The organism is Okeania hirsuta (assembly GCF_003838195.1).
Taxonomy (GTDB): Bacteria; Cyanobacteriota; Cyanobacteriia; order Cyanobacteriales; family Microcoleaceae; genus Okeania; species Okeania hirsuta.
The window spans coordinates 1-22,038 of record NZ_RCBY01000716.1 but is presented as its reverse complement, the minus strand read 5'-3'; the positions used below and the strand labels follow the sequence as shown (position 1 = coordinate 22,038).

Genomic DNA, 22,038 nt, shown 5'->3' with positions numbered 1-22,038 from the left:
TTCTATGATTCTATGTAGTAAAAAGGAGCGATATTGTCTCTTTTTACTGATAACTGATAACTGATAACTGATAACTGAAATCTATTCTTCCTCATCAAAGACGGGCGGCCAAAGCTCGGAAATTGATATTTTCCAACCAGGGAATAGTTCGGGAATGCTCAATATATCATCCCCTGTAAATTCAATGGGTTCTCCTGTGGGGCGATAAATTATTACTGTTTCTTCATCAGGATCGATTAATATTGCGACTTGCACCCCCAGTTCGATATATTTTAGGAGTTTCTTTTTCAGAGGGGGAACTCTATCGCTTTGAGACTTGATTTCCACTGCTAGATCGGGTACCATTTCTGCAAAATAGCGGATGCTTCGTGGCAAGCGATCGGCTTTGACAAAAGATACATCTGGTGCTTTGAGGTTGCTATCGGGTAAGATAAAACCACCTGCGGAGTCGAATACTCGCCCCAGACGACGGGGGTTTATCCAAGCATAAAGAGAGGCACTTAAACGAATGCCTACTTCGCTCGAAACGATATCTGATGGACCCATAACTGATATTTTTCCACCTTCTAATTCTAATTGATAATCTAAACCAGCTTCATTGAATAGGGTTTGCACTATTTCTAAATCTTTGATAGTGACATCCGACATACTTCCTCTGAGTTATATGATGATAGGTTAATTTGTATTTTAGCAGAAAATACTACATATTGAATTTGTTTGTAGTTGGGCTTTAGCCCTAATATTAAGTAATGTAAGGGCTAAAGCCCAACTACGAGCATAATTATAACTGTTCTACCGAACATAATATGAGCTAAGTTGTTTGAGTAAAAAATTCGGAATTTAGACAAATTTTTTCCCCTTGATAATAGACCCAGGTGTTGATATTTGAAAGTATTGAAAGTAATAGTTGACTTTTTTGAGCGTGATAATTTCCCTGAATAGCGGGGCTGAAAAAAAGTCGGAAATGGTTTGATAAAGACCGGATTCTAATGTCATAGATTCTTATGTTCAATATTCCACCGCTCCCAATGCTTTTAGACTGGCTTTTTGGGCGCTGCTTAATCCTGTGACTCCAGTAATATTGGCGTTTTCATAAGGTCTGGGTACTCTCAGGGTTTTGATGTACTCTCTTGTTTTGATGTTCCAGAGTTTAATTGTTTCGTCGGCGCTACTGCTGGCAAGTATTTGACCGTTGGGATTGAAACACCCTTATTACTCTAAGAGAAAGTTAATCGGGGTGATCTGGAAAATATACGATAACTGTGGATATATTTCCGCAGATTAAACCTTAGTATTATTACTGAATAATTACACCAAATTACTGGACTTGATATTATATCAATTTAGGATAAGTACAGTCTGATTTTTTTATACATCAGTAAAAACTAAGTATATTGATATCAATTTAATAAAAAAAATCAGTATTTTTGTGTAAAACACGTTTTTTTTTATTGTCTATTTTTACTTTAGATATTTAAGTATCAGATGTCATAAACCCCGTAGATTATACCCCTTTATTGACTAAAAATAGCTACTGTGATTACATAAATATCACTTGAATTTTAAAATTCAAGCTCCTAGAAGCTTCTGCCTGATTAGGTTAGCAAAAAATCTAGATTTACCAATCAAAAATAATTGACATTGTAGTGTTATAGTGAATATCAATTAGTTTAAATAAGTTTCAAGTTAATTGGTCGATTCAAATTAATTATGGCACAAATTATTCCTGACAGGATTCCAGCAAAAGCTAGTGCTGGTGAAAAACGATTGTATAATATTTTATCTAGGCTACCTGATGATTTCTCGGTTTGGTATGAACCTGATATTGATGGGCGTTATCCTGATTTTATAATTTTATCTCCTGATTTTGGAGTGTTAATAATTGAGGTAAAAGGATGGAATTTCAACTCTATTTTGAAAGCTAACTCAGACTATTTTGAGATTAAATGGAGGCAAAATAATAGAGAAACAAATCAAAAACAAAAATCGCCTCTAAGTCAAGGACGAGATTATCTTTTTAAGATACTCGATCGACTAAAAAAACACCCGGTTTTGACTCGTCAATCGGGTAATTATCAAGGAAAATTATGCTTTCCTGTGGGTGTTGGGGCGGTGATGTCTAATATAAGTAATAGACAAGCATCTGAATCTAAACTTGACCAACAGATATTACCAATAAAAAAAGTAATTTATAAAGATGAATTATTAAACTGGGAAGAAGGAAAAGTACCAAATGAGAGAATTATTCAACGTTTTCAAGAAATGTTTGAAATCCAATTTAATTTTCCGAAATTAACACCCGATCAAATTACGACTATCAAAGGTTCGATATATCCGGAAATTGTGATTAGAGAGGAAAAAGCAACTCCTGATAGCGTGCCTGATAATATTCAATTTTTACCTAGTGATACTATCTTAAAAATACTCGATTTTAGACAAGAAGGATTAGCTAAAAGCATTGGAGATGGTCACAGACGTTTCTTTGGTGTTGCCGGGTCAGGAAAAACATTACTATTAATTTCCAGGGCAAAATATTTAGTTAACCGTAACCAGAATTATAAAATTTTGGTTGTTTGCTATAACGTGAGTCTTGCAGCTTATTTACGCTCCGTTTTACATGAAGATTCACAAAATCCCCAATATCAAAATATAGAGGTTACTAATTTTCATAACTGGGCTAATTCAATTATTGGTTATTCAGAAAGTAAACAAGGTGAAAACTATGATGAATTTATCGCCGAGGCAACTTTAAAACAACTATCGAACTATTCAAGTGAGCAAAAATATGATGCTATTTTAATTGATGAAGCTCATACTTTTGTACCTAGTTGGTTTAAGTGTTGTGTTAGTGCTTTAAAAGATAGTGAAAATGGCGATTTAATGATTGTTGCTGATGGCAATCAAGGTCTTTATCAACGTAGTGCTTTTACATGGAAAGATGTAGGAATTAAAGCAGTAGGTTATCGAACAATTAGCAAAAAATTTGATTTAGATAAAAACTATCGCAATACACAACAAATATTATTGGCAGCTTCAGGAATTTTAAAACCAATAAACGATCGAGTTAGTTCATCATCTTCTGATGATAAAATAAATTTTCCCCTAATACAACCTACCTCAGCAGTAAGGCAAGGTGAAACTCCTCAATTACATTTAGCTATCAATTCAGAAGAGCAAGACAAAAGTATAATTCCAACTATTCAAAAACTTCATAAATCAGGATTAGATTTTAATGAAATAGCAATTATTTACCGCTATAACACTAGGCTAAAATCAATCATTTCCATGATGAATCAATCTGATATACCCACTTATTGGGTTAGTAAAGATAGGAAAAGTAAAGCAAAGTATAATCTCAATTTAAAAGGAGTAAGAATAATCACTTGCGAATCATCTCTAGGATTAGAATTTAAAGCAGTTTTATTAATTTGGTTAGAACAATTTGATGATTCTATAGGAAAAAATAAAACTGATGCAGAAATATTAGCAAGGAGAAAAATATATGTTGGGATAACTCGCGCTCAAGAATATTTGCATTTATTCTCTAATAAAAATTCTAAAATTGTTCCAGAGTTAATTAACGATAATCATTTTAATATTATTAATGAGGGTTAAAAACAATGTCTAATAATCTAATTGAACAAGCTCAACAATTTTTTAAACAGGAAAACTTTCCCGCAGCAGGCAAAATTTTTCGTAAATTTTGGGAAGAAGAAAATAATAGCTATGCTGCAAGTCGTTATTTATCTTGTTTGCGGAAAGCAGGACATCCTGGTGCTGCCATCAGACAAGGAAAAAAAGCTAAGGAACAATTTCCCGATAACAATTATATTAAAAATGAATTGATTTGGGCTTATTATGACAGGGATATTAAGAATTTTTCAGAAGCAGCACACATAAATAAGTTGATAGAACCAGCTATCAATATTTTAAGTCATCAACCAGATAAATTGCCTAAAGAATTAACAGTTATGGCTGTGGTTAAATTAGCAAAACAAAAAAATCAATGGGAAATTGTATCAGAATGGTGTGATAAATTAGAGCCAAAAAATATAGATAAAACTACAATTAATGGCAAAGGAAAATCTAAACAAGAACAATGGTTTTTTGCTAAAGTCAAAAGTTTAATAGAATTAGAATTATGGAAAGAAGCTCGTCTATGGGCATTAGAAGCTATCAAATTATATCCAAAAGAAATTCATTTTTATCGTTGGGCTGCTTTAGCTTTAGGATATCAAGGAAAAGTAAAACAAGCTATTAATGAATTAGAAAAGATAATTTTAACCCAAAGAGTAGAATGGTATATATTGCAAAATTTAGCAAATTTTTATTCCAGTTTAAATCAACTAGAGCAAGCAATTAGTTTTAGTTGTCGTGCAGCTTTAGCATCAGGAGAATATAAAGCAAAAGTTACTCTATACATGAATATTGCTCAACTAAGTTTAGATACAGGAAATATAGAAATAGCTGTCAGAAATATTGAACTATCTAAAGCTATTCGTGAACAGGAAGGATGGAAAATTAAGGAAGATTTACAAAAGCTAGACTTGAAAATATACCAAGAGTTAGAAAAATCCCAAAAGACTGTTGAACTTGAAAGTAAAAATATTAATTACCTAGTTAAATTATGTCAAAAAGACTGGAAAAAACAGGCTTATTCCAATCTGCCTCAAGAAAGTGGAATGATTAATTACTTACCCCAAGATAAATCTCATGGTTTTGTAATTACCGATGATGGTAAACGAATTTTCTTTTTACAAAAAGATTTACCACCTTATTTGAGAAAAGAAAAGCTAAAAGTAGATTTTAATTTAGAAAAAAATTGGGATAGAAAACAGCAAAAAATATCATTTAAAGCTGTTAATTTTTCTGCCTGTTTTTAATAACCTATAATAACCAGTTGATAACAGTTATTTTAATACTGTTGATAGCCCCAAATATTTTTGTAGGGACGTTCCATGGAACGTCCCTACTATTTTCGGAGATGTCTAGTAGTAATAATTAATCATCAACTACATCTTCACAGTCACAGTCTTAGTCTCTGTATACTGCTGTAAACCATACTCTCCCAACTCCCGACCAATACCAGACTGCTTAAAACCACCAAACGGTGCAGCAGCATCAAACACATGATAACAATTTATCCAAACTGTACCAGCACGAACAGCATGAGCCACAGCATGAGCCTTACCTATATCCCGCGTCCACACTCCTGCAGCCAGACCATATATCGTATCATTCGCCCGTTGCACCAGTTCATCAATATCCTTAAACTTAATGATGCTCATCACCGGACCAAAAATCTCTTCTCTGGCAATTTTCATCCCATCCTGCACATCAGCAAATACAGTGGGTGCAATAAAATAACCGCGATCGCCAACTCTTGCCCCACCACATAACATCTGGGCACCATCCTGTTGACCAGACTCAATATAGCTCATCACCTTATTAAACTGTTCTTCATCTACCTGGGGTCCCTGTTCAGTTCTAGTGGCAAATGGGTCGCCCACCATCCGACGTTTTGCCCGTTCCACACTCTTAGCAACAAACTCGTCATAACATTTCTCTTCCACAAATAAACGAGAACCCGCATTGCAACACTGACCTTGGTTAAAGAACAAACCAAAATGCGCTCCTTCAATAGCAGCATCCATATCCGCATCTGCAAACACTATATTCGGACTCTTGCCACCGAGTTCTAAAGTCACCCGCTTTAAGTTACTCTTTGCAGCAGCTTCCATAATTAAATGACCTACTTCTGTGGAACCAGTGAAGGCAACTTTATCAATATCGTGATGGTGGGAAATGGCAGCACCAGCAGTTGGGCCATAACCAGACAAAATATTGACTACACCAGGAGGAAAACCAGCTTCCACCGCTAACTCGCCGACTCGGAAGGCTGACAATGGTGTTTGTTCGGCTGTTTTCATTACTAATGTGTTACCTGTTGCTAATGCTGGGGCAAGTTTCCAGGCTTGCATCAATAGAGGGAAGTTCCAAGGAATGATTTGACCGACTACTCCCACTGGTTCGTGGCGGGTGTAGCAAAAGTAGGAACCATTGATAGGGATAGTTTTGCCTTGAACTTTATCCGCCCAACCAGCATAATAGCGATAACAGGCGATCGCTAAACGTAAGTCTGTATTGAGGGAGTCACTGAGTGGTTTACCATTATCTAGGGTTTCCAGTCTTGCCAGCTCTTCTATATTTTCTTCCATCAAATCTGCTAACTTGTATAGAAGTTCCCCTCGTTTGGTAGCGGACATTTTTGGCCAGTCACCACTGGTAAACGCTTTGCGAGCTGCTATTACGGCTTTGTCTACATCAGGTGCATCTGCTTCCGCAACGTCACAAATAACTTCTCCTGTTGTAGGGTTAATGGTTTCAAACCGTTTGCCAGAGGCACTTTCTACCCACTCGTTATTAATTAGGAGTTTAGTGGGGCCAATTTTCGCTTTTTGTTCTGGTCTTGTAGCTGTTACCATAAATTTCTCCCTCGCTTTGTTGTAAATATAACCTTTTTACCTCTTAGTAGTCTTTTGTCTAAAAAACTTTAGATATTTTTAAGAATACTAGGAGGCTTTTTTGCACTAAATGATGATTAGAGTCCGTACAGACAGCATTTTTGTGCGTCGGCAAGTCCTACCAACAACCTCAAAAAATAGTAGTAATATCTCATTTCTACTTACAGCAGTTATCTAGTTGATGAGGTACAAAGTTTATTGCTCTAGGGAACAGGGAACAGGGAACAGGGAACAGGGAATACAGAAATAAATAGTTTTATAACTGTACCTCACTATCCTCAAAAGTGCTGTAATTGGGATCGGCAAGTTATCAACATTGTTAGAACTTATGCAAAGGAAGAAGGAAGAAGGAAAAAATAGGCGTTGTTTGAGTTTTAAGCTTTTGATATATCCGCGTCCTTTGCTTAGACTAACATATCTATTCCACTATCAGTAAATAGATTTGCTCTCTCAATTAAATAAGTGTATTATATAGATGTAACAATTAATACACATCTCCAATAATCAAAAATAAAATCAATTATCGCACAGAAACTATCAATTATTTTCCCCTACTCCCTACTCTCTCTTTTCTGGAGATGTCTAATAAATAACCAACCATTTATTAATAATATAAACTATGCAAATCACTCAATCTCTCCATGCTGCTCTATTAGTTTCAAACCTCGAAAAAGCCGAACATTTCTATGGTCAAATTCTCAAACTCCCAAAAGTAGACCGCTCCCTTAATTTTCCCGGTACTTGGTATCAAGTTGGCAACTTCCAAATTCATCTGATAGTATCGGAAATAATACCCGATCTAGTTAACTCAGAAAAATTAGGTAGAAACCGACATTTAGCATTTTCTGTGGTTGATATAGATGCTGCAAAATCACAACTATTAGCCAATAATTGCCCAATTAAAATGAGTGCTTCTGGTCGCCCTGCCCTATTTACCCAAGACCCCGACGGTAATATTATAGAATTAAGTCAACAATAAGATAACCTGTGAAAATTATTGCCTATTCATATACAAACCCCCTGTTTGAAACTGCCCCAGACCCCATAACTTGGGGGTGGGAAGTTGACCGCATTTATCACGACTTAGGCGATCGCCAACAACTCCAACAACTCCTACTCGACTGCCAAACTCAAGCAGTTAATTATCTCTTAATTCGTAAACTTGAAGAATTAGGAGACTCTGTAGAAGAAGTATGCGATCGCCTTACAAAACTCCAATCTCTCAATATCCAAATTATTCCCCTCGACTCAGATATCAATATCAACCCCAACTCACCAAGCAATAACTCACCAAGGAAAATAGACCTACTCAGACTCCTCAACCAAATTCGCCAAAATCAACATAGTCGCAAAATTCGCACTGCCCACGCTCGCAACCGCATCAAAGCAATACCCCCACCAGGTAAAGCACCTTACGGATATCGCCGAGGCAAAGACCGTTACACCCTGGACAGAAGTGCTGCCCCCGTTGTCAAAGACTTCTTTGAAAACTTCCTTCTGTTTGCTTCCTTGCGTGGTGCTGTGCGCCATATTCAGAAAAAATACGGCAAGAAAATCTCTGTTACCACTGGGCGACGTTGGTTAACTAACCCCGTTTATCGCGGTGACTTACAATATCAAAATAATGAAGTCATCTCTAATACTCATCTTCCCATAATTTCTAGAGAAGAATCTGCTCAAGTCGAACGTTTGCTCCGACGCAACCGCCGAATGCCACCGCGTACTGCCAGCGCTCCCCACTCTCTGGCAGGTTTAGTTGTCTGCACAGAATGTCAGTCTCCAATGATTACGGCAAAAGTTACTACTTTTCGCAAAGAGAAAGAATATCTATATTTGCGTCCCAAAAGTTGCTCCCGCAAACCCAAATGTAAAGCTTTAGCTTATCAAGAAGTATTAGGACAAACTATAGAAATAATTTGTCGAGATTTAGCATCGGCGATCGCTGCTTTAGAAATGCCAAATATGGATGGAATTAAAAGTAAAATTAAACAGGATATTTCTGATAAGCAAGATATTCTTTTTCAACTACCAAATCTCACGGAGAATGGCATTCTTGACCAAGAAACTGCTGAACTACGTACTTACAAAATTAGAACAGAAATTTCTCAATTACAAAGTCAATTTAACCAGTTACCGCCAGTCAATTTATTAGAAACTGCCAAAGCGGTTTGCATAACCCAATTTTGGTGGGATTTGTCAGAGTCAGAAAGGAGATTTTACTTACGCGAATTTATTAGTAGAATTGAAATTATTCGTCAAGATTTAGATTGGCACTTACAAGTTATTTTTATTTTTTAGTTGTGTTATGGCAGAAGGAAGGAGTAAGAAGGAAGAAAGAAGAAGGAAGAAGGAAGAAAAAAAATTTGGCGTTGCCTGAGTCGTAATACCATAAAGGGGGTTTTAATGAATATAGGACCCATTTGAGATCTATATAATTATGGTAGTCAAGTCTTTTATCGCATCAATTTTGAGGAAAAATATGAAAAAGAAGTGTTGAATTTTTTGTATTATTTCTCCCCACATCTTCCCTCTTCCCTCTTACCTCCTGTCTCCTGTCTTCCCCTCCTGGGAGGGGTTGGGGGTGGGTTTTCTCCTGACTCCTAGCTAAAAAAACGCGCATATTTATGAAGATACCAAATGGGTTCTATAGACTGTTTTAGCCAGTTTTGTATAGTAAGTATAAATTCTGACTCAATTAATAAAGTTTTCATCTAAAATTAAAAGCAATAGCTGATGGCTGAATGCTTACCTTTCTTCTTCTTTCTTCCCTCCTGACTCCTGTCTCCTGTCTCCTGTCTCCTCAATAATTCATTTTTTAACACTATAAATCTTTTTTAATAAATTAAACCAGAAATTCCCCCCCATAGAAATAGCTATGCCACTAATTAGCCAACCCAATATTTTTTTTAATCCTTCTAAATAAGTAATTGATTGACTCACTGAGGTGTTATTTGTTTGTTTTTGACCCCAACCAATAGGTAATTCTAAATTATCTAATGCTGCATTTACCTGATTTTGAATATCCCCTATTTCTAACTCACTTGGATTAGAATTATTATTGATTAATTCCTGGGAATAACTATTAATTGTCGCCCGCATCAAAGAATCTTTTGATAAATTATCAATCATATTTAATGTATCAATATTAGCAACTATAGCAATAGTAATACCAATCAAAAAAGCAACTCCTCTAGCATTACGCTGATAAACACCAGTCGCTCTTTCCATTCCACTATCAAACCATCTCTCAATTTCTTTCTGAAACTGATATAAAGCATTACCTGTTGCTGAAATTTTTGTTGTCGCTTGTTTGGCTAAAATATATAAACTTTTTTGTAAAGATTCAGGCAATAATTCAATCATTTCAATAGCTTTTTGATTGATTTTCCCCTTATTACTTTGCAAATCTGCTTGCACAGCTTTTCCCATTTCCATTACCTCTCTCAAAAACTTCAATAAATTAGAGGCGCTTGGTTCCATTTCAGTTACTAAAACTTTTCTTTCATGGGTATTTGTTAATACTTGTTTGACTAAATTTATTTGGCTAATAAATTCTTGATGAGCTACATCTGGTAAATATTCTAGAGATTTTTCTGTGTATAAATCTAGCTTATTTAAAGTTCTATTTAATGTTAAATCAAGATTAGCAAAATTATTTTGATAATCCTGAATGTTTTGATTCAAATCTTGATGCAAATCCTCAAATTCAGCCTGAATCTTTTTCTGCTTACTGCTATCTTCTATCTTCAAATTTTCTAATATTTTCTTGATATTTACCAAAATATTATCGGTAAAATCTCTTAATTTATCCTCACTAATCATTTGCATTAATTCTTGAAGTTTCAAAGTATCAATTAAGCTAGCAGCAAATGTATCTGACGGAATATAAGAAGGAGCAGTTTTTTCTGCATCAAAAACATTATTAATTCCAGTCACAGCTCGACTTAAATTACCAAGCATCTGAATTATTCTCCGAAATCCTCTTTCTAATGGACCTTTGCTACCACTATAGTTAAGATTTTTAATTAATTGATTTTGATATAGAGAATTAGCTAGTTTTTGCACTTTTTCAATTTCTGTACTAGATTTAGAATTATTTTTACTGATATAGGGTTCACCAGCAATTAACTCTTCAATTGATTTTTTTAAATGAGTGGCTCGCCATTGCAAAATTATTGTCAAAATTGACTGGATTTCACTAGCTAGTAAACTAAAAATAAGATAAATAAAAATTAAACCAATGGCAATATCTAAAATTACAGGTAAGTTCATATTAATTTGATTGATTTTAAGAAGGAAGAATTCAATAATTAACAATTAATAATTAATAATTACCTCTTCTTATAAAGAAGAGGATTGGCTAAAAGGATTTTTTTTCTTCTCTTGGTCGATTGGATATGGCGCAGGTTTCCTCGCCATCCCACCCTTCGAGAAGCTGCGCTAACGACCACTTTTTTCTCTATGAATGGAGAGGCTTTATACCTGAATTTTTCGGTAAGAAGGAAGGATGAGAAAGGAAGGAAGAAGGAAGAAAAAATGGATGGGGATTTATATAAAATCCGATTATACAGTAATTGAAAATTATTTCATCCTAATACAGATTTTCTATTATACCAATTTGAAAAAATAATGTTACGGATAATAGGGGCAATTAAAATACTTTATAGGAGATGTCTCTTGGACTAAAAAGATGGCGTTGCTTAAATGTAATGATAATTAGACATCTACTCCACGCATAGGGAGTAGGCAGTAGGGGTAAAGAATTGATAATTTCTCCCTACTCTGTAGAGACGTTACATACAAGGTCCCTACTCCCTATTCCCTAAAATAGATATCTCCAGAAAATAAACTTGCCCTTTATTTAGCATAAGTTAGAGTTGTATAACTTCCTCACAAAATCATTTTTAATACTTTTTTCCTAGACATTTATTCCCTTTTCCCTATTTCCTATCCCCTAAAATCTACAATATCTCACAACTCAAATTAGATTGCTATATCATTATCAGCGTTAAGCTTTGAAAATAATAGTCATACTTACAAATTGACTTTTGAATTGAATAAATGTTTAACAAAATCAGCGTTAAGCTTTGAAAATAATAATCATACTTACAAATTGACTTTTGAATTGAATAAATGTTTAACAAAATCTTCACCAACAAAAATACCCATATAGATTTACTTATAATTGCCAGCTTATTATTAGCAGCATTGTTACTATTTTCTACTAATTTAGACACATTACCTTTGCGAGACTGGGATGAAGGAATAGTCGCTCAAGTAGCTAGAGAAATAACCAGAAAAAATTGGAATTGGCTTTATCCAACTATCAATAATACTCCCTATTTGAATAAACCACCATTAGTACATTGGTCGATCGCTTTTGTCTACAATATCGCCGGAGTAAATGAATTAACTGCACGTTTATTCCCTGCTTTATTCACAGCATTTTCTGTACCATTAATTTATAGTCTTGCTAGAGAATTATTTCGCCCCCGCACTAACGCCATTTTCTCTGCTTTAGTCTACTTAACTTTATTGCCAGTCGTGCGACATGGACGTTTAGCAATGTTAGATGGGGCAGTGCTTTGTTTTTTTCTACTAATGATTTGGTGCGTTTTACGATCGCGTCGTAACCTCCGTTATTCTTTAGCTATTGGTCTGAGTTTTGCCCTACTTTCCCTCACAAAAGGAATTATTTTAGGATTACTTTTAGGAGCGATCGCTCTATTCTTCCTCTTATGGGATACTCCCCGACTATTGCGTTGTAAATATTTTTGGGGCGGTATCTTACTAGGGATGCTCCCAGTATTTCTGTGGTACACAGCTCAATTTTTCCATTACGGAATAGAATTTTTCCATGCCAACTTTTTCCATCAATCTCTCAAACGTATTTGGCAACCTGTAGGCAGTCACGATGGACCTATTTGGTATTACTTATTGGAAATTTTAGAGTATACTTTCCCCTGGCAACTTTTCTGGTTTCCCGGATTATATCTGAGTTGGAAAAATCGGAATCTCAGTTGGGGAAAATTAGTCTTGGTCTGGAGCGGAATATATTTATTAGCTATTTCGTTAATGAATACCAAACTTCCCTGGTATGTACTACCTATTTATCCCGCTTTTGCTCTAGCAGTCGGTACTTATCTGACAGAAATTTGGCATCAATTTCCAGTAGATTTGGGATACATTCGGTTTCCAGCTTATCAATATCTTCATACTCAAGGTGAGAGTAAAAAACATCCTAAAGGTATCCCTACTATTTATCACCGTCTAGTAGTAGCCATTTTTGCACTGCTCGCCTTACTAGCTTGGGTTGCTTGGCTTGACTTCAGCGGTATTTTTCATCTGGGAGAGGAAAATCAGACAAAACTAGATTTGTACTTACGGTTAATCTCAGCAACTATTGCACTGACAATGACAATAGCAACCATATTATTAAACCAACAAGACCGTCAGTTTTTGTCAATCTTGATTTGGGGAACATATCTTTCACTCCTACTGTTTGTTAATTCCCCTCATTGGATCTGGGAACTACAAGAAAACTATCCAGTCAAACCAGTCGGAGAAATGATTCAGAAATATACACCCCCCGGTCAGATAGTTTATTCCTTCGATACAAAAGACCGTCCCTCTTTAAATTTTTATAGCGATCGCCTCATCAAACGTGTCGGGCCACAAAAAATTCAACAACAATGGCAAAGTCAGTCTCAACCATATCTATTAGTTCAAGCATCAAATTTGAATAACCTTACCCTAGAAAATCTGAAAGTTTTGAATACTGTCAAAGGGTGGGCATTAGTCACCAGAGAAAGCAAAAATTGAAAGTTCAAAAAATTAGAAGAAGGAAGAGGGAATAGGGAATAAGGAAGAGGGAAGAAGGAAGAAGGAAGAATAAATGGATGGGGACTCAAATTTAAACCAATTGTAAACACCCCCGTTGACAGTGAGGAATTAAACCCAAAATAAAAAGATAAAATTATTATTTATTCCCCCCCCCCGTATCTATTAGAAAACTTGACGTTGGTAAAAAGAGGGATGATACCAACCGTGAAAAAAGAATGTTACGAATAGTAAGAGGAATAAAAAGACACGTGCAGGATATTCCCTTTGACAAAAAAGATGATTTCCGACATGAAAAATGGTATTGAAGCCATTCCCATACGACTCCTGACTTCCCCTCCTGGCAGGGGTTAGGGGTGGGTTGACTCCTAAATAATTAAGATTAATTTCATACACGCGCTTCACCAACGCCGAAAACTTTTTCCATTAAAATACAACTTTCATGCTCTTTTATTCCCTCAAATACTTTAACTCCTTTATATTCAAAAGTCTGATAATCTAGAGAAGCTCTATCCTCAAATCCATATTTCCGACAAATGTGCTGCGATATCTTTCCACTAGCTTCTACTATTGCGGTGGAAAATCCTGCTTGAGTTGTAATATTGAGATTATTTTCAACTAATTTATTGCCAATCTTTTTGCCTCTATACTTTTCTCTATACCCCAATAAACCGATACGAAATATCTTGCCATTAACGACTTTTTTTTCCATCTAATACTTCCGATGTAGTTCTTTTAAAACTTGAGAAAAAATCTCAAATTTTTGAGGAATATTTTTGCTTATTTCTTCATAGAACTCACTTGATAAATTATCTGAAATAATAAACCCTGCTACTTCTGAAGTAACAGAATTTTTAGCAATATGAGATAATCCTTCTGCCACAGCTTTTTCGCAAATTGTCTCAGCAAAGGGATAAAAGTCACTAGAAGTTACTTTAAGCGACCTGAACATAGGTTCTGAACTAGGAAATACATCAACTAAACAATTAATAGTTTGTTCTAAATCTTTTTCCTGTAAAATTTCATATACAATTTCATTTTCTTCTAACATGAGTATATTAATTTCTAAAATTAACTTTATTTAGTCCTTAATTATGGGGTTAGTCCCCACTGCCTATCAGAAAATGATTTTAGGAGTTCCTAATCAGGGATAGCTTAAAAGGGGAAACTATTCACCTTATTTATTGGTCAACTGGGCTGCTGAAAAGTCTTTGGGTTATAAGACACGAAGTTTCAGGTCGTTGACTATCCATAAGCAATTAAACCTTCTTCCTTCTTCCTTCTTTCTTCTTTCTTCTTCCTTCTTCAATAACTACTGACTGTTTTGATTATTCAACAGTTCTTTTTCTTGCACCCACTCTAATACTCCATCAAATATACCCAATTTAAAATCAAACTTACTTAGAGAAGCGATCGCCCCTCCAAACAATATGACACTCCCGATCGCCACAACTATAGGTAAATACTGCCTGCTCAAATCGCGACGTAATCTTGCCAAAGGTCTACTTTGCCTTCTCAGCATTTGTCCAATATCTAGCTGTTGGAGAGCGAGGGGGTCTCTGACATAATGGCCACTCCAACTAATTACCAGATGAGAATGACAATATGGACAAGTAAATAGCCCATTAAATACTTCTAGTGGTCGTGTGGCACTGGAGCGATTACAAATTGGGCAGGTAACAGAATGACTCTTAGATGTGGGAGCGCTCATACTTATTTTTATTCAATAAACGAAATTTTTCACTACTCACCTAGATGAGTTTTTTTGATCTGCAATTTTGATTATCTTGCCTATTCTTTTATAGTTTAGCCTTAATTTCTACTGCATAAAAGTTAACTATTCACGAAAATTATCAATCTTCCATTTTTGGAGATAGCCTAGTTGTTTACCATAGGTAAAATTGTATTGCAAGGGGGTAATCGTAATATATTTTTCACGCATTGCTTGGACATCTGTTGATAACTTTTCTACTGAGGAGCGGTCGTTGGTTTCTTCCACATCTTCCTGTACCTCTCCAGCTAACCAATAATAAGTTTTGCCTCGTGGATCGACCCGTTTTTCAAATATATCTATATAGCGACGAATTCCTTGACGGGTAATTTGTACTCCTGCTATTTCTGTTTCTTTAACTGCTGGAATATTTACATTTAGCAACATTACATTAGCTAAAGGTTCATTTTCAATTTTCTTCACCAAATCTTGAGCAAAATTTACAGCAACTTCAAAATTTCTAGAAGTATAACTACCAAGACTAAACGCAATACTAGGAATGTTTTGAACAACTCCTTCCATGGCAGCAGAAACTGTTCCGGAATATAAAATATCTGTTCCTAAGTTGGGACCATGATTAATTCCTGCTAATACTAAATCTGGCTGGGTTTCTAGTAAGGCAAATAAGGCTAGTTTTACACAGTCGGCAGGAGTACCAGAGCAAGTCCAAGCTGTGACGGTGTCATCAAAAATTGACTTGACTATTTCTGCCCGAATAGGTTGATGTAATGTTAAACCATGACCTGTGGCTGAACGTTCTTTGTCAGGACAAACTACAAAAACTTCATGGCCTACCGCTGCTAAAGCATTAGCCAAACTCCGGATACCTTCTGCAAAAATGCCATCGTCGTTACTAATTAAAAGTTTCATTTGGATTGATTTTTGAAAAATAAAAAAGATTGAAGCAAGAACTATTCAATCGCCAAACACAATTCTATAGCAGTCGAGGCAAAGGGCGTGGACAGATAAAAAGCTTAAAACTTAGACAACGCAAGATTTTTCCTTCTCTATCTTTTGCCTTATTGACGAATTAATCAAAATAGGCTTGTATATTGGGGGTCTGAAACCATTGCTGTGTGGGGCTTCTATATCGGAACTCTTTCCCAAACCAAATCCCTAGGGATTGAAATACACCACCTACTCCAGCACAACTACGGTTAACGCCTTGACAAACTTCATCCTGAGCAGCACTCCAATAAAAACCCGGCGGAGTGAAAAATCGGGTTGAACTTTGACAAAAAATCAGATAGAATAATAGTATTGGGAGTAGTTCGCCTATACACATGACAATTTATTCAACCAAAAAAGACTCTACAGTTAAAAGCACAAAAAAAATAACAAACCATACTATCGCTAACAACTCGATCAACTACATCCCGAGGAGCACCCAAAAAAAGCCCGGCCGACTCAAAAATTGAGTTGAACTGTAACAAAAAATTAGATAGAATAGTTACATTAGGAGTGACTCGCCCCTACGCATGACTTTTTATTCAACTAAAAAAGATTTTATATAGAAAAGCACAAAAAAAATAACAAAATAGTAAAGCACAAAAAAAATAACAAACTATGACAACCCAACTAACAGAAATAGAAACCCAACTAACAGAACTACGCCAAACAGCAACAGAAGCGATCGCCACAACAGAAAACCTAGAAAAACTAGAAGAACTAAGAATTAACTATCTAGGCAAAAAAGGCCAAGTATCCAAAATCCTCGGAGCCATGGGTAAACTCAGCCCAGAAGAACGACCAAAAGTAGGAGCGATCGCCAACCAAGTCAAACAAGCCATCCAGAGCAACCTAGACCAAAAGCGGACAAACCTCAAAACAGCAGAAATAGCAGCCAAACTCCAAGCCGAAACCCTAGATGTATCCATGCCAGGAGTATATCGTCCCCAAGGAAAAATCCATCCCCTCAACAACCTCATAGACCGTGCCCTAGACATATTCATTGGCTTAGGCTACACAGTGGCCACAGGTCCAGAAATGGAAACCGACTACTACAACTTTGAAGCCTTAAACACACCACCAGACCACCCTGCCAGAGATATGCAAGACACCTTCTACCTACCAGACGGTAACTTAATGCGGACCCATACCTCCTCAGTCCAGATCCGTTACATGAAAAACCACGAACCCCCCATCCGAGTCATAGCACCCGGTCGTGTTTATCGACGTGACACAGTAGACGCTACCCACGCAGCAGTATTCCATCAACTCGAACTATTAGCAGTAGACGAAGGACTAAGATTTTCAGACCTCAAAGGAACCATCAAAGAATTCCTCAGACAAATGTTCGGAGACCTACCCATTCGTTTCCGTGCCAGCTATTTCCCATTCACCGAACCCTCAGCAGAAGTAGATTTGCAGTGGAATGGTAAATGGTTAGAAGTATTAGGTTGTGGGATGGTAGACCCCAACGTATTGGAAGCAGTAGGTTATGATTCGGAGAAATATACAGGTTTTGCCGCTGGTTTCGGTGTAGAAAGATTTGCCATGGTGTTGCATCAGATAGATGATATTCGGCGAGTTTATGCCAGCGACTTACGTTTTTTGCAGCAGTTTTAAATAGCTATCAGCATTTTCCGTACCGGAATGCTCTGCAAACAGCACTCAGCTTTCAGCTATTGGTTAGTAGACTGACACATCTAAAATAGTGCAATAGGTGTAGGTTGGGTTGAGTAACGTTAGCGCCAGCTTATCCTAATGGATAAACCCAACAGTAGTAAAGTTTTGTTGGGTTGAACGGCAGTGAAACCCAACCTATATTTTTAGGCGTGTCAGTCCAGTAGGGTGTGTTAGCGACAGTGTAACGCACCATTGAATATGTGTCAGTTCACTACTGAAATAATGGTCGATTCTACACCTAATGCACCAGGTGCTGTAGGATGAGGCGTTAGTAACGTACCTGCGTAAGTTCTATAGAACCCCTAACCGTATCTTTTATTGAAATACAAAGGCTTCAGGAAAGCCGTTTTAAGGAGCCTAACAACTATAAGGGTTCAGGAAACCGAAAAATTATGAAAAATGACTGCCAGAATCATAAAACCCAGATGGGTATTGAACTTGTAACTTCTTAAATAGATACCAAATGGCTTCTATATCCTATATATGTTGGGTTTATCCTAACGGATAAGCTAGCGCTAACGTTCCTCCACCCAACCTACTAAGTTTGAAATTACTTTTGACTTAAAAAATAAATATGCATCAACCAGTGGCATTGCTAACATTAATACTAACGATCGCCCTCGGTGTTCCCAAAAGAGCGATCGCTACAACCATGAAAATAGCTCAAACATCTCAAGAAACTGCTAGTTTATGTCGTCAAGTTAATGACGAACAAGGTTTAATCGTTCAAAAAAGACCGACCCCAAATTCTCCCACAGTAGGCACCGTAGATGCAAATCAACAAGTGAAATTAATAGAAGGTTATCGCAATATTAGAGGTCCAGCAGGTCGTACTTGGGTAGAAATTACTGCTCCTATTTCAGGGTTTGTTTCTAGAGGTTTTCCAGGCAATGAAAATAATTTAATAGAATGTTCTGAAGTAGCTACAGAAACTCCAACGGAACCTTCCGATCAAAATACTTCTGTTGATAATTTGCCCACAGAAACACCATCTCCTAATGAGTCCACATCACAAGTAGATCGAAATTTATGTCGTCAAATTGATAGTAAAAAAGCACCACGCGGTTTAGCAGTACGGACAAATGCTACTAGACGATCCGAATATAAAGGAAAAGTTCCTGTTAATAGTCAGCTTACCCTTGTGGAAAATTATCGTTTAATTCCCGACCGAAATGGAGAAAAACGTAAGTGGGTAGAAATTACTTCTCCTTTGTCTGGGTTTGTTTCTGCTGGTAATTTAGTTGAGTGTGACTAGGTGGAGGGAGTGGGGGAGCAGGGGAGTAGGGGAGTAGGGGAGTGGGGGAGTAGGGAAAGAAAGCTTCAAAGGGAAAAGGTTTTTTGATCGCTGATTATCGGGACATTACATTGCACAACTTTTGAGCTTCAATATATAGTAGTTTAACTTAAAGATGAGACGTTTTTTCGTCTGAAACTCCCTCATAGCAAGAAAGCTTTGTCTCAATCTAAAGTTAAATGACTATAACCCAAATTATCTTTATTCAGAGGCAAAGACATCAGTATTGTTATATCAACTAATCAAAAAAAAATGGAGAGAAATAGCTGTACAAAAAGCATCCATTGCTTCAGTAAAAATATTCAAAGGTTTATTTCTTCATTGCCTGTTGTACCAAGGGTGAAAAAAGAATGCTGAAAAATAGCGGTTCCAGTTAATTTTATATCATGTCCGCTAGTATCGTTTGTGTAAACCCAAGAGTGAATATCTACAAAAAATTTAAGTTTTTTTGGACTTTTAAGTCTTCTGTTCTAGATAACTAAAGCCTTCTTCCCTCTTCACTTCTTCCTTCTTCCTCCTTCCTTCTTTCTTACTTATACCATTAATTCACTGCAAATTCTGTCAAATGTCGAACTTCTGGCGGATGAAAACCTAATACAATTTTATTTTTAGGAATACCTGCCATAACTAAATCTAACGCAATTCCATCTTCTAATCCATCTTCGTGAATCCAAATTTTCTCATTAATAATTTCCAAGTGAACTACACAACCATGAACTCTTTTTCCTTTTAAATATCCTACTGTTAATAATAAATAATTTTTGTGGTCTTCACCAACAATAAACTTTCGTTCTAAGTTACCGTGAGCATAGGGTAATCTAGAATATTCTCCCAAAATTTTAGTAATAATTTTCGGAAATTCATCAGCTAAATCCTTCAAATTTTCTGCATCCCATAACTTTGACTGTTCTATAAATGCTGCCCAAGGAGTTTGATTATCTGCAGTTAGTTTCATCAAATTTCCTAACTCTTTAGCTATTTCATAACGCTTACTATTTGCTTGAGCAATATGATTACCTGTTTCAATAATTGTGGCTAAAGGTAAAACAAAAATAGTCTTTGCTTTCTCCTCTTTTTCCAAAATTTCATAGACTTTAACCTTATCCCATTTATTACCTTCAGAACCACAAGTTTCTTTCCCAGGCACACCTAAATAAACACAGAGAATTGAAGTATCAATAATTAGCACTTTTTTCATACTCTCTAATCTGCTTTGAGACTCTTCTCAATTAAACCCTTACTGGCAATTTTCCCTAAAGTTCCTGATGCCATTAACTTCGGTAAATCTTCAATATTCTCTAAAGGAATTAACTGACTTTCTCCAGTTTGTTTATCTCGATAAGCCACCATTACAAAAGGAATAAATTTTGGAGTTAGTTCATCTAATAAAGCAGAATTATGGGTTGTAACTAAAACATCAATTTGGCGCTCCTCACCAATTTCTCTTAACATTTGTAAAAGTAATCCAGCACGAGAAGGATGTAAACCATTATCTACTTCTTCTATAACAATTAAACTTTTTTCTGGCTGAGTTAACATAGCTGTTAAAATTGCCAAAAATCGTAAAGTTCCATCTGACATTCCACAAGCATCAACTATCATTGGTTGTTGATTAGGATGCCAGATTTCTTCACAGTAAAGCATGGCATCGCGACCTAGTCTTCCTACAGTTTCAGCCCAAATTTTTCGCATATCTCCTTCTGGTAATTGTGCCAGATATTTTAATAAATATTCTTCTACTTCAGCTTTCTGTTTTTTGGGTAATGCTGCTAAAACTCCGGCAATATTAGAACCATCTCTTTCTAATTTTTTTGATAGGGGTGAATAATCCCGCATTTGGGAAGGTATGGGATTTAAAATAAAAATCTTTTTGAGAAGATTTGGTACTATACTTTCGGCAAGCATAATTTGATGAACATTATCAAATTCATAGAAAGGAATCTGTGTTGTAAAACGATCCAACCAAGGATTAGGAGTGGGATAAATTTTTTCAATATATTCTTTATCTGCTTCAAAAAGCTTATACTTTACCCCGTCTGGTACCACAGTTGAGGGGATAAAAGAAAGTTGCTGAAATGAATTACTATCTGAGAGTTTTTGACTATCAATCAAAGTTAAAGATTCATATATTACCTGTATAGTAGGTTGAGTTTCTATAGTAATTTTATAAAGATAATCACCCGCTTCATTTTCGCCATCTACTAATACTTGAAAACTAAATTTTGTTTCAGGTTTTCTAACTGCCCATTCAACCCCACCTCTAATACCTGAAGTAAAGCGATCGCCTGTTAATACCGCTTCTACTGAAGTACCTTGCATAATACTATTCAAAAAATCCAAAGCATCAACAACATTAGATTTTCCACTAGCATTAGTACCAATTAAAACTGTTAAAGGGTCAATATATAACTCAGCATGGCGGAAACTTTTCCAATTTTCCAAAGTTACTTGTTTTAACATAAAACCTAACACCTTCTTATTATACCAATTACTAAAAGTGATGCTATACTTAGGTAGCACTTCAATTATTAAGTAATTAGCATCAGCCAAATCATTTTTTTGATAATTGGCATCCTATTTAGCATTAATTATTCTTATTTTTACCACTCCCCTACTCCCCCACTCCCTTACTCCCCTACTCCCCTACTCCCCTACTCCCCTCTTTCCCTCAACTTCAACAATATTTCATCATGTACTTCCCGCGTAATAGGATATAAATAAGCCAATAATAATCCAACAATTAAAAACACAGTAGGCAACGGACCAATTGCCACCCGAATTGCCAAAAGAGCAGACTCCGGTTGAATAGGTCGAGTCTCCCCAGGAACACTTTCAATAAACCCAGCAATATCCAAAGCTACCCCTACCAAAAACAATCCAATAGCTAACCCTACCTTCTGCAAAAAAACCATAAAAGAATAAAAAATTCCCTCCCTTCTTTGCCCAGTATTTAACTCATCCAAATCAATAACATCAGGAAT

General features: G+C 36.0%; 18 protein-coding genes and 1 pseudogene. 7 read left to right on the top strand and 12 right to left on the bottom strand.

The window, feature by feature from the left end; all coding sequences use genetic code 11:
* Positions 1-81: 81 nt before the first annotated feature.
* Together D5R40_RS33925 and D5R40_RS42285 are read right to left on the bottom strand one after the other, a co-directional pair.
* Positions 82-648, bottom strand: a complete 567-nt coding sequence (locus tag D5R40_RS33925; RefSeq protein ID WP_124144796.1) for a Uma2 family endonuclease — start codon at positions 646-648, stop codon at positions 82-84.
* A gap of 360 nt (positions 649-1,008) precedes the next feature.
* A pseudogene (locus D5R40_RS42285) lies at positions 1,009-1,200 on the bottom strand (hypothetical protein); the annotation flags it as partial.
* 510 nt (positions 1,201-1,710) lie between these two features.
* On the opposite strand from D5R40_RS42285, the gene D5R40_RS33920 reads away from it, so the two are divergent.
* The gene (locus D5R40_RS33920; protein ID WP_124144797.1) at positions 1,711-3,615 is read left to right on the top strand and encodes a 3'-5' exonuclease; all 1,905 of its coding nucleotides are present in this window, start codon (positions 1,711-1,713) and stop codon (positions 3,613-3,615) included.
* Between the two features lie 5 nt (positions 3,616-3,620).
* Positions 3,621-4,883, top strand: coding sequence for a DUF7017 domain-containing protein (locus D5R40_RS33915; RefSeq protein ID WP_124144798.1), 1,263 nt, complete (start codon positions 3,621-3,623; stop codon positions 4,881-4,883).
* Positions 4,884-5,012: 129 nt separating this feature from the next.
* On the opposite strand, the gene D5R40_RS33910 is transcribed toward D5R40_RS33915, so the two are convergent.
* On the bottom strand, positions 5,013-6,485 hold the full coding sequence (locus tag D5R40_RS33910; protein WP_124144799.1) for an aldehyde dehydrogenase family protein: 1,473 nt from the start codon (positions 6,483-6,485) through the stop codon (positions 5,013-5,015).
* Between the two features lie 658 nt (positions 6,486-7,143).
* Here D5R40_RS33910 and D5R40_RS33905 point away from each other — a divergent pair.
* Complete coding sequence (locus D5R40_RS33905) at positions 7,144-7,503, top strand: VOC family protein (protein WP_124144800.1); 360 nt, start codon at positions 7,144-7,146, stop codon at positions 7,501-7,503.
* Positions 7,504-7,511: 8 nt separating this feature from the next.
* Positions 7,512-8,822 (top strand): recombinase family protein, encoded by a 1,311-nt coding sequence (locus D5R40_RS33900; protein WP_124144801.1) that lies wholly within the window; start codon positions 7,512-7,514, stop codon positions 8,820-8,822.
* 163 nt (positions 8,823-8,985) lie between these two features.
* On the opposite strand, the gene D5R40_RS36885 is transcribed toward D5R40_RS33900, so the two are convergent.
* Positions 8,986-9,144, bottom strand: coding sequence for a hypothetical protein (locus tag D5R40_RS36885; protein ID WP_161565208.1), 159 nt, complete (start codon positions 9,142-9,144; stop codon positions 8,986-8,988).
* A gap of 188 nt (positions 9,145-9,332) precedes the next feature.
* A complete protein-coding gene (locus D5R40_RS33895; RefSeq protein ID WP_124155945.1) occupies positions 9,333-10,796 on the bottom strand; it encodes a hypothetical protein in 1,464 nt (487 codons plus the stop codon).
* An 861-nt stretch (positions 10,797-11,657) separates the two neighbouring features.
* Here D5R40_RS33895 and D5R40_RS33890 point away from each other — a divergent pair.
* The gene (locus D5R40_RS33890; RefSeq protein ID WP_124155944.1) at positions 11,658-13,346 is read left to right on the top strand and encodes an ArnT family glycosyltransferase; all 1,689 of its coding nucleotides are present in this window, start codon (positions 11,658-11,660) and stop codon (positions 13,344-13,346) included.
* 406 nt (positions 13,347-13,752) lie between these two features.
* On the opposite strand, the gene D5R40_RS33885 is transcribed toward D5R40_RS33890, so the two are convergent.
* The 4 genes from D5R40_RS33885 to surE all read right to left on the bottom strand — a co-directional run bounded on the left by D5R40_RS33885 (position 13,753) and on the right by surE (position 16,005).
* Positions 13,753-14,076: a GNAT family N-acetyltransferase gene (locus D5R40_RS33885; RefSeq protein WP_124144804.1), complete on the bottom strand. Its 324-nt coding sequence runs from the start codon at positions 14,074-14,076 to the stop codon at positions 13,753-13,755.
* Complete coding sequence (locus D5R40_RS33880; protein ID WP_124144805.1) at positions 14,077-14,415, bottom strand: hypothetical protein; 339 nt, start codon at positions 14,413-14,415, stop codon at positions 14,077-14,079. It lies immediately after the preceding gene.
* Positions 14,416-14,676: 261 nt separating this feature from the next.
* Positions 14,677-15,075 (bottom strand): hypothetical protein, encoded by a 399-nt coding sequence (locus D5R40_RS33875; RefSeq protein WP_124144806.1) that lies wholly within the window; start codon positions 15,073-15,075, stop codon positions 14,677-14,679.
* 126 nt (positions 15,076-15,201) lie between these two features.
* A complete protein-coding gene (gene surE, locus D5R40_RS33870; protein ID WP_124144807.1) occupies positions 15,202-16,005 on the bottom strand; it encodes a 5'/3'-nucleotidase SurE in 804 nt (267 codons plus the stop codon).
* A 696-nt stretch (positions 16,006-16,701) separates the two neighbouring features.
* Between surE and pheS the strand changes: the two genes are divergently transcribed.
* On the top strand, positions 16,702-17,703 hold the full coding sequence (gene pheS / locus D5R40_RS33865) for a phenylalanine--tRNA ligase subunit alpha (protein WP_124144808.1): 1,002 nt from the start codon (positions 16,702-16,704) through the stop codon (positions 17,701-17,703).
* Positions 17,704-18,337: 634 nt separating this feature from the next.
* Positions 18,338-19,018: an SH3 domain-containing protein gene (locus tag D5R40_RS33860; protein ID WP_124144809.1), complete on the top strand. Its 681-nt coding sequence runs from the start codon at positions 18,338-18,340 to the stop codon at positions 19,016-19,018.
* A gap of 580 nt (positions 19,019-19,598) precedes the next feature.
* On the opposite strand, the gene D5R40_RS40560 is transcribed toward D5R40_RS33860, so the two are convergent.
* From D5R40_RS40560 to D5R40_RS33845, 3 genes are all read right to left on the bottom strand, one after another.
* Positions 19,599-20,255, bottom strand: a complete 657-nt coding sequence (locus D5R40_RS40560) for a XisI protein (protein ID WP_124144810.1) — start codon at positions 20,253-20,255, stop codon at positions 19,599-19,601.
* A 5-nt stretch (positions 20,256-20,260) separates the two neighbouring features.
* Positions 20,261-21,607 carry an AAA family ATPase gene (locus tag D5R40_RS33850; RefSeq protein WP_240038938.1) on the bottom strand — a complete coding sequence of 449 codons (1,347 nt, stop codon included), beginning with the start codon at positions 21,605-21,607 and terminating at the stop codon, positions 20,261-20,263.
* Between the two features lie 101 nt (positions 21,608-21,708).
* Positions 21,709-22,038: MFS transporter (locus D5R40_RS33845; protein WP_192901347.1), on the bottom strand; the 330-nt coding region annotated here is incomplete at its 5' end.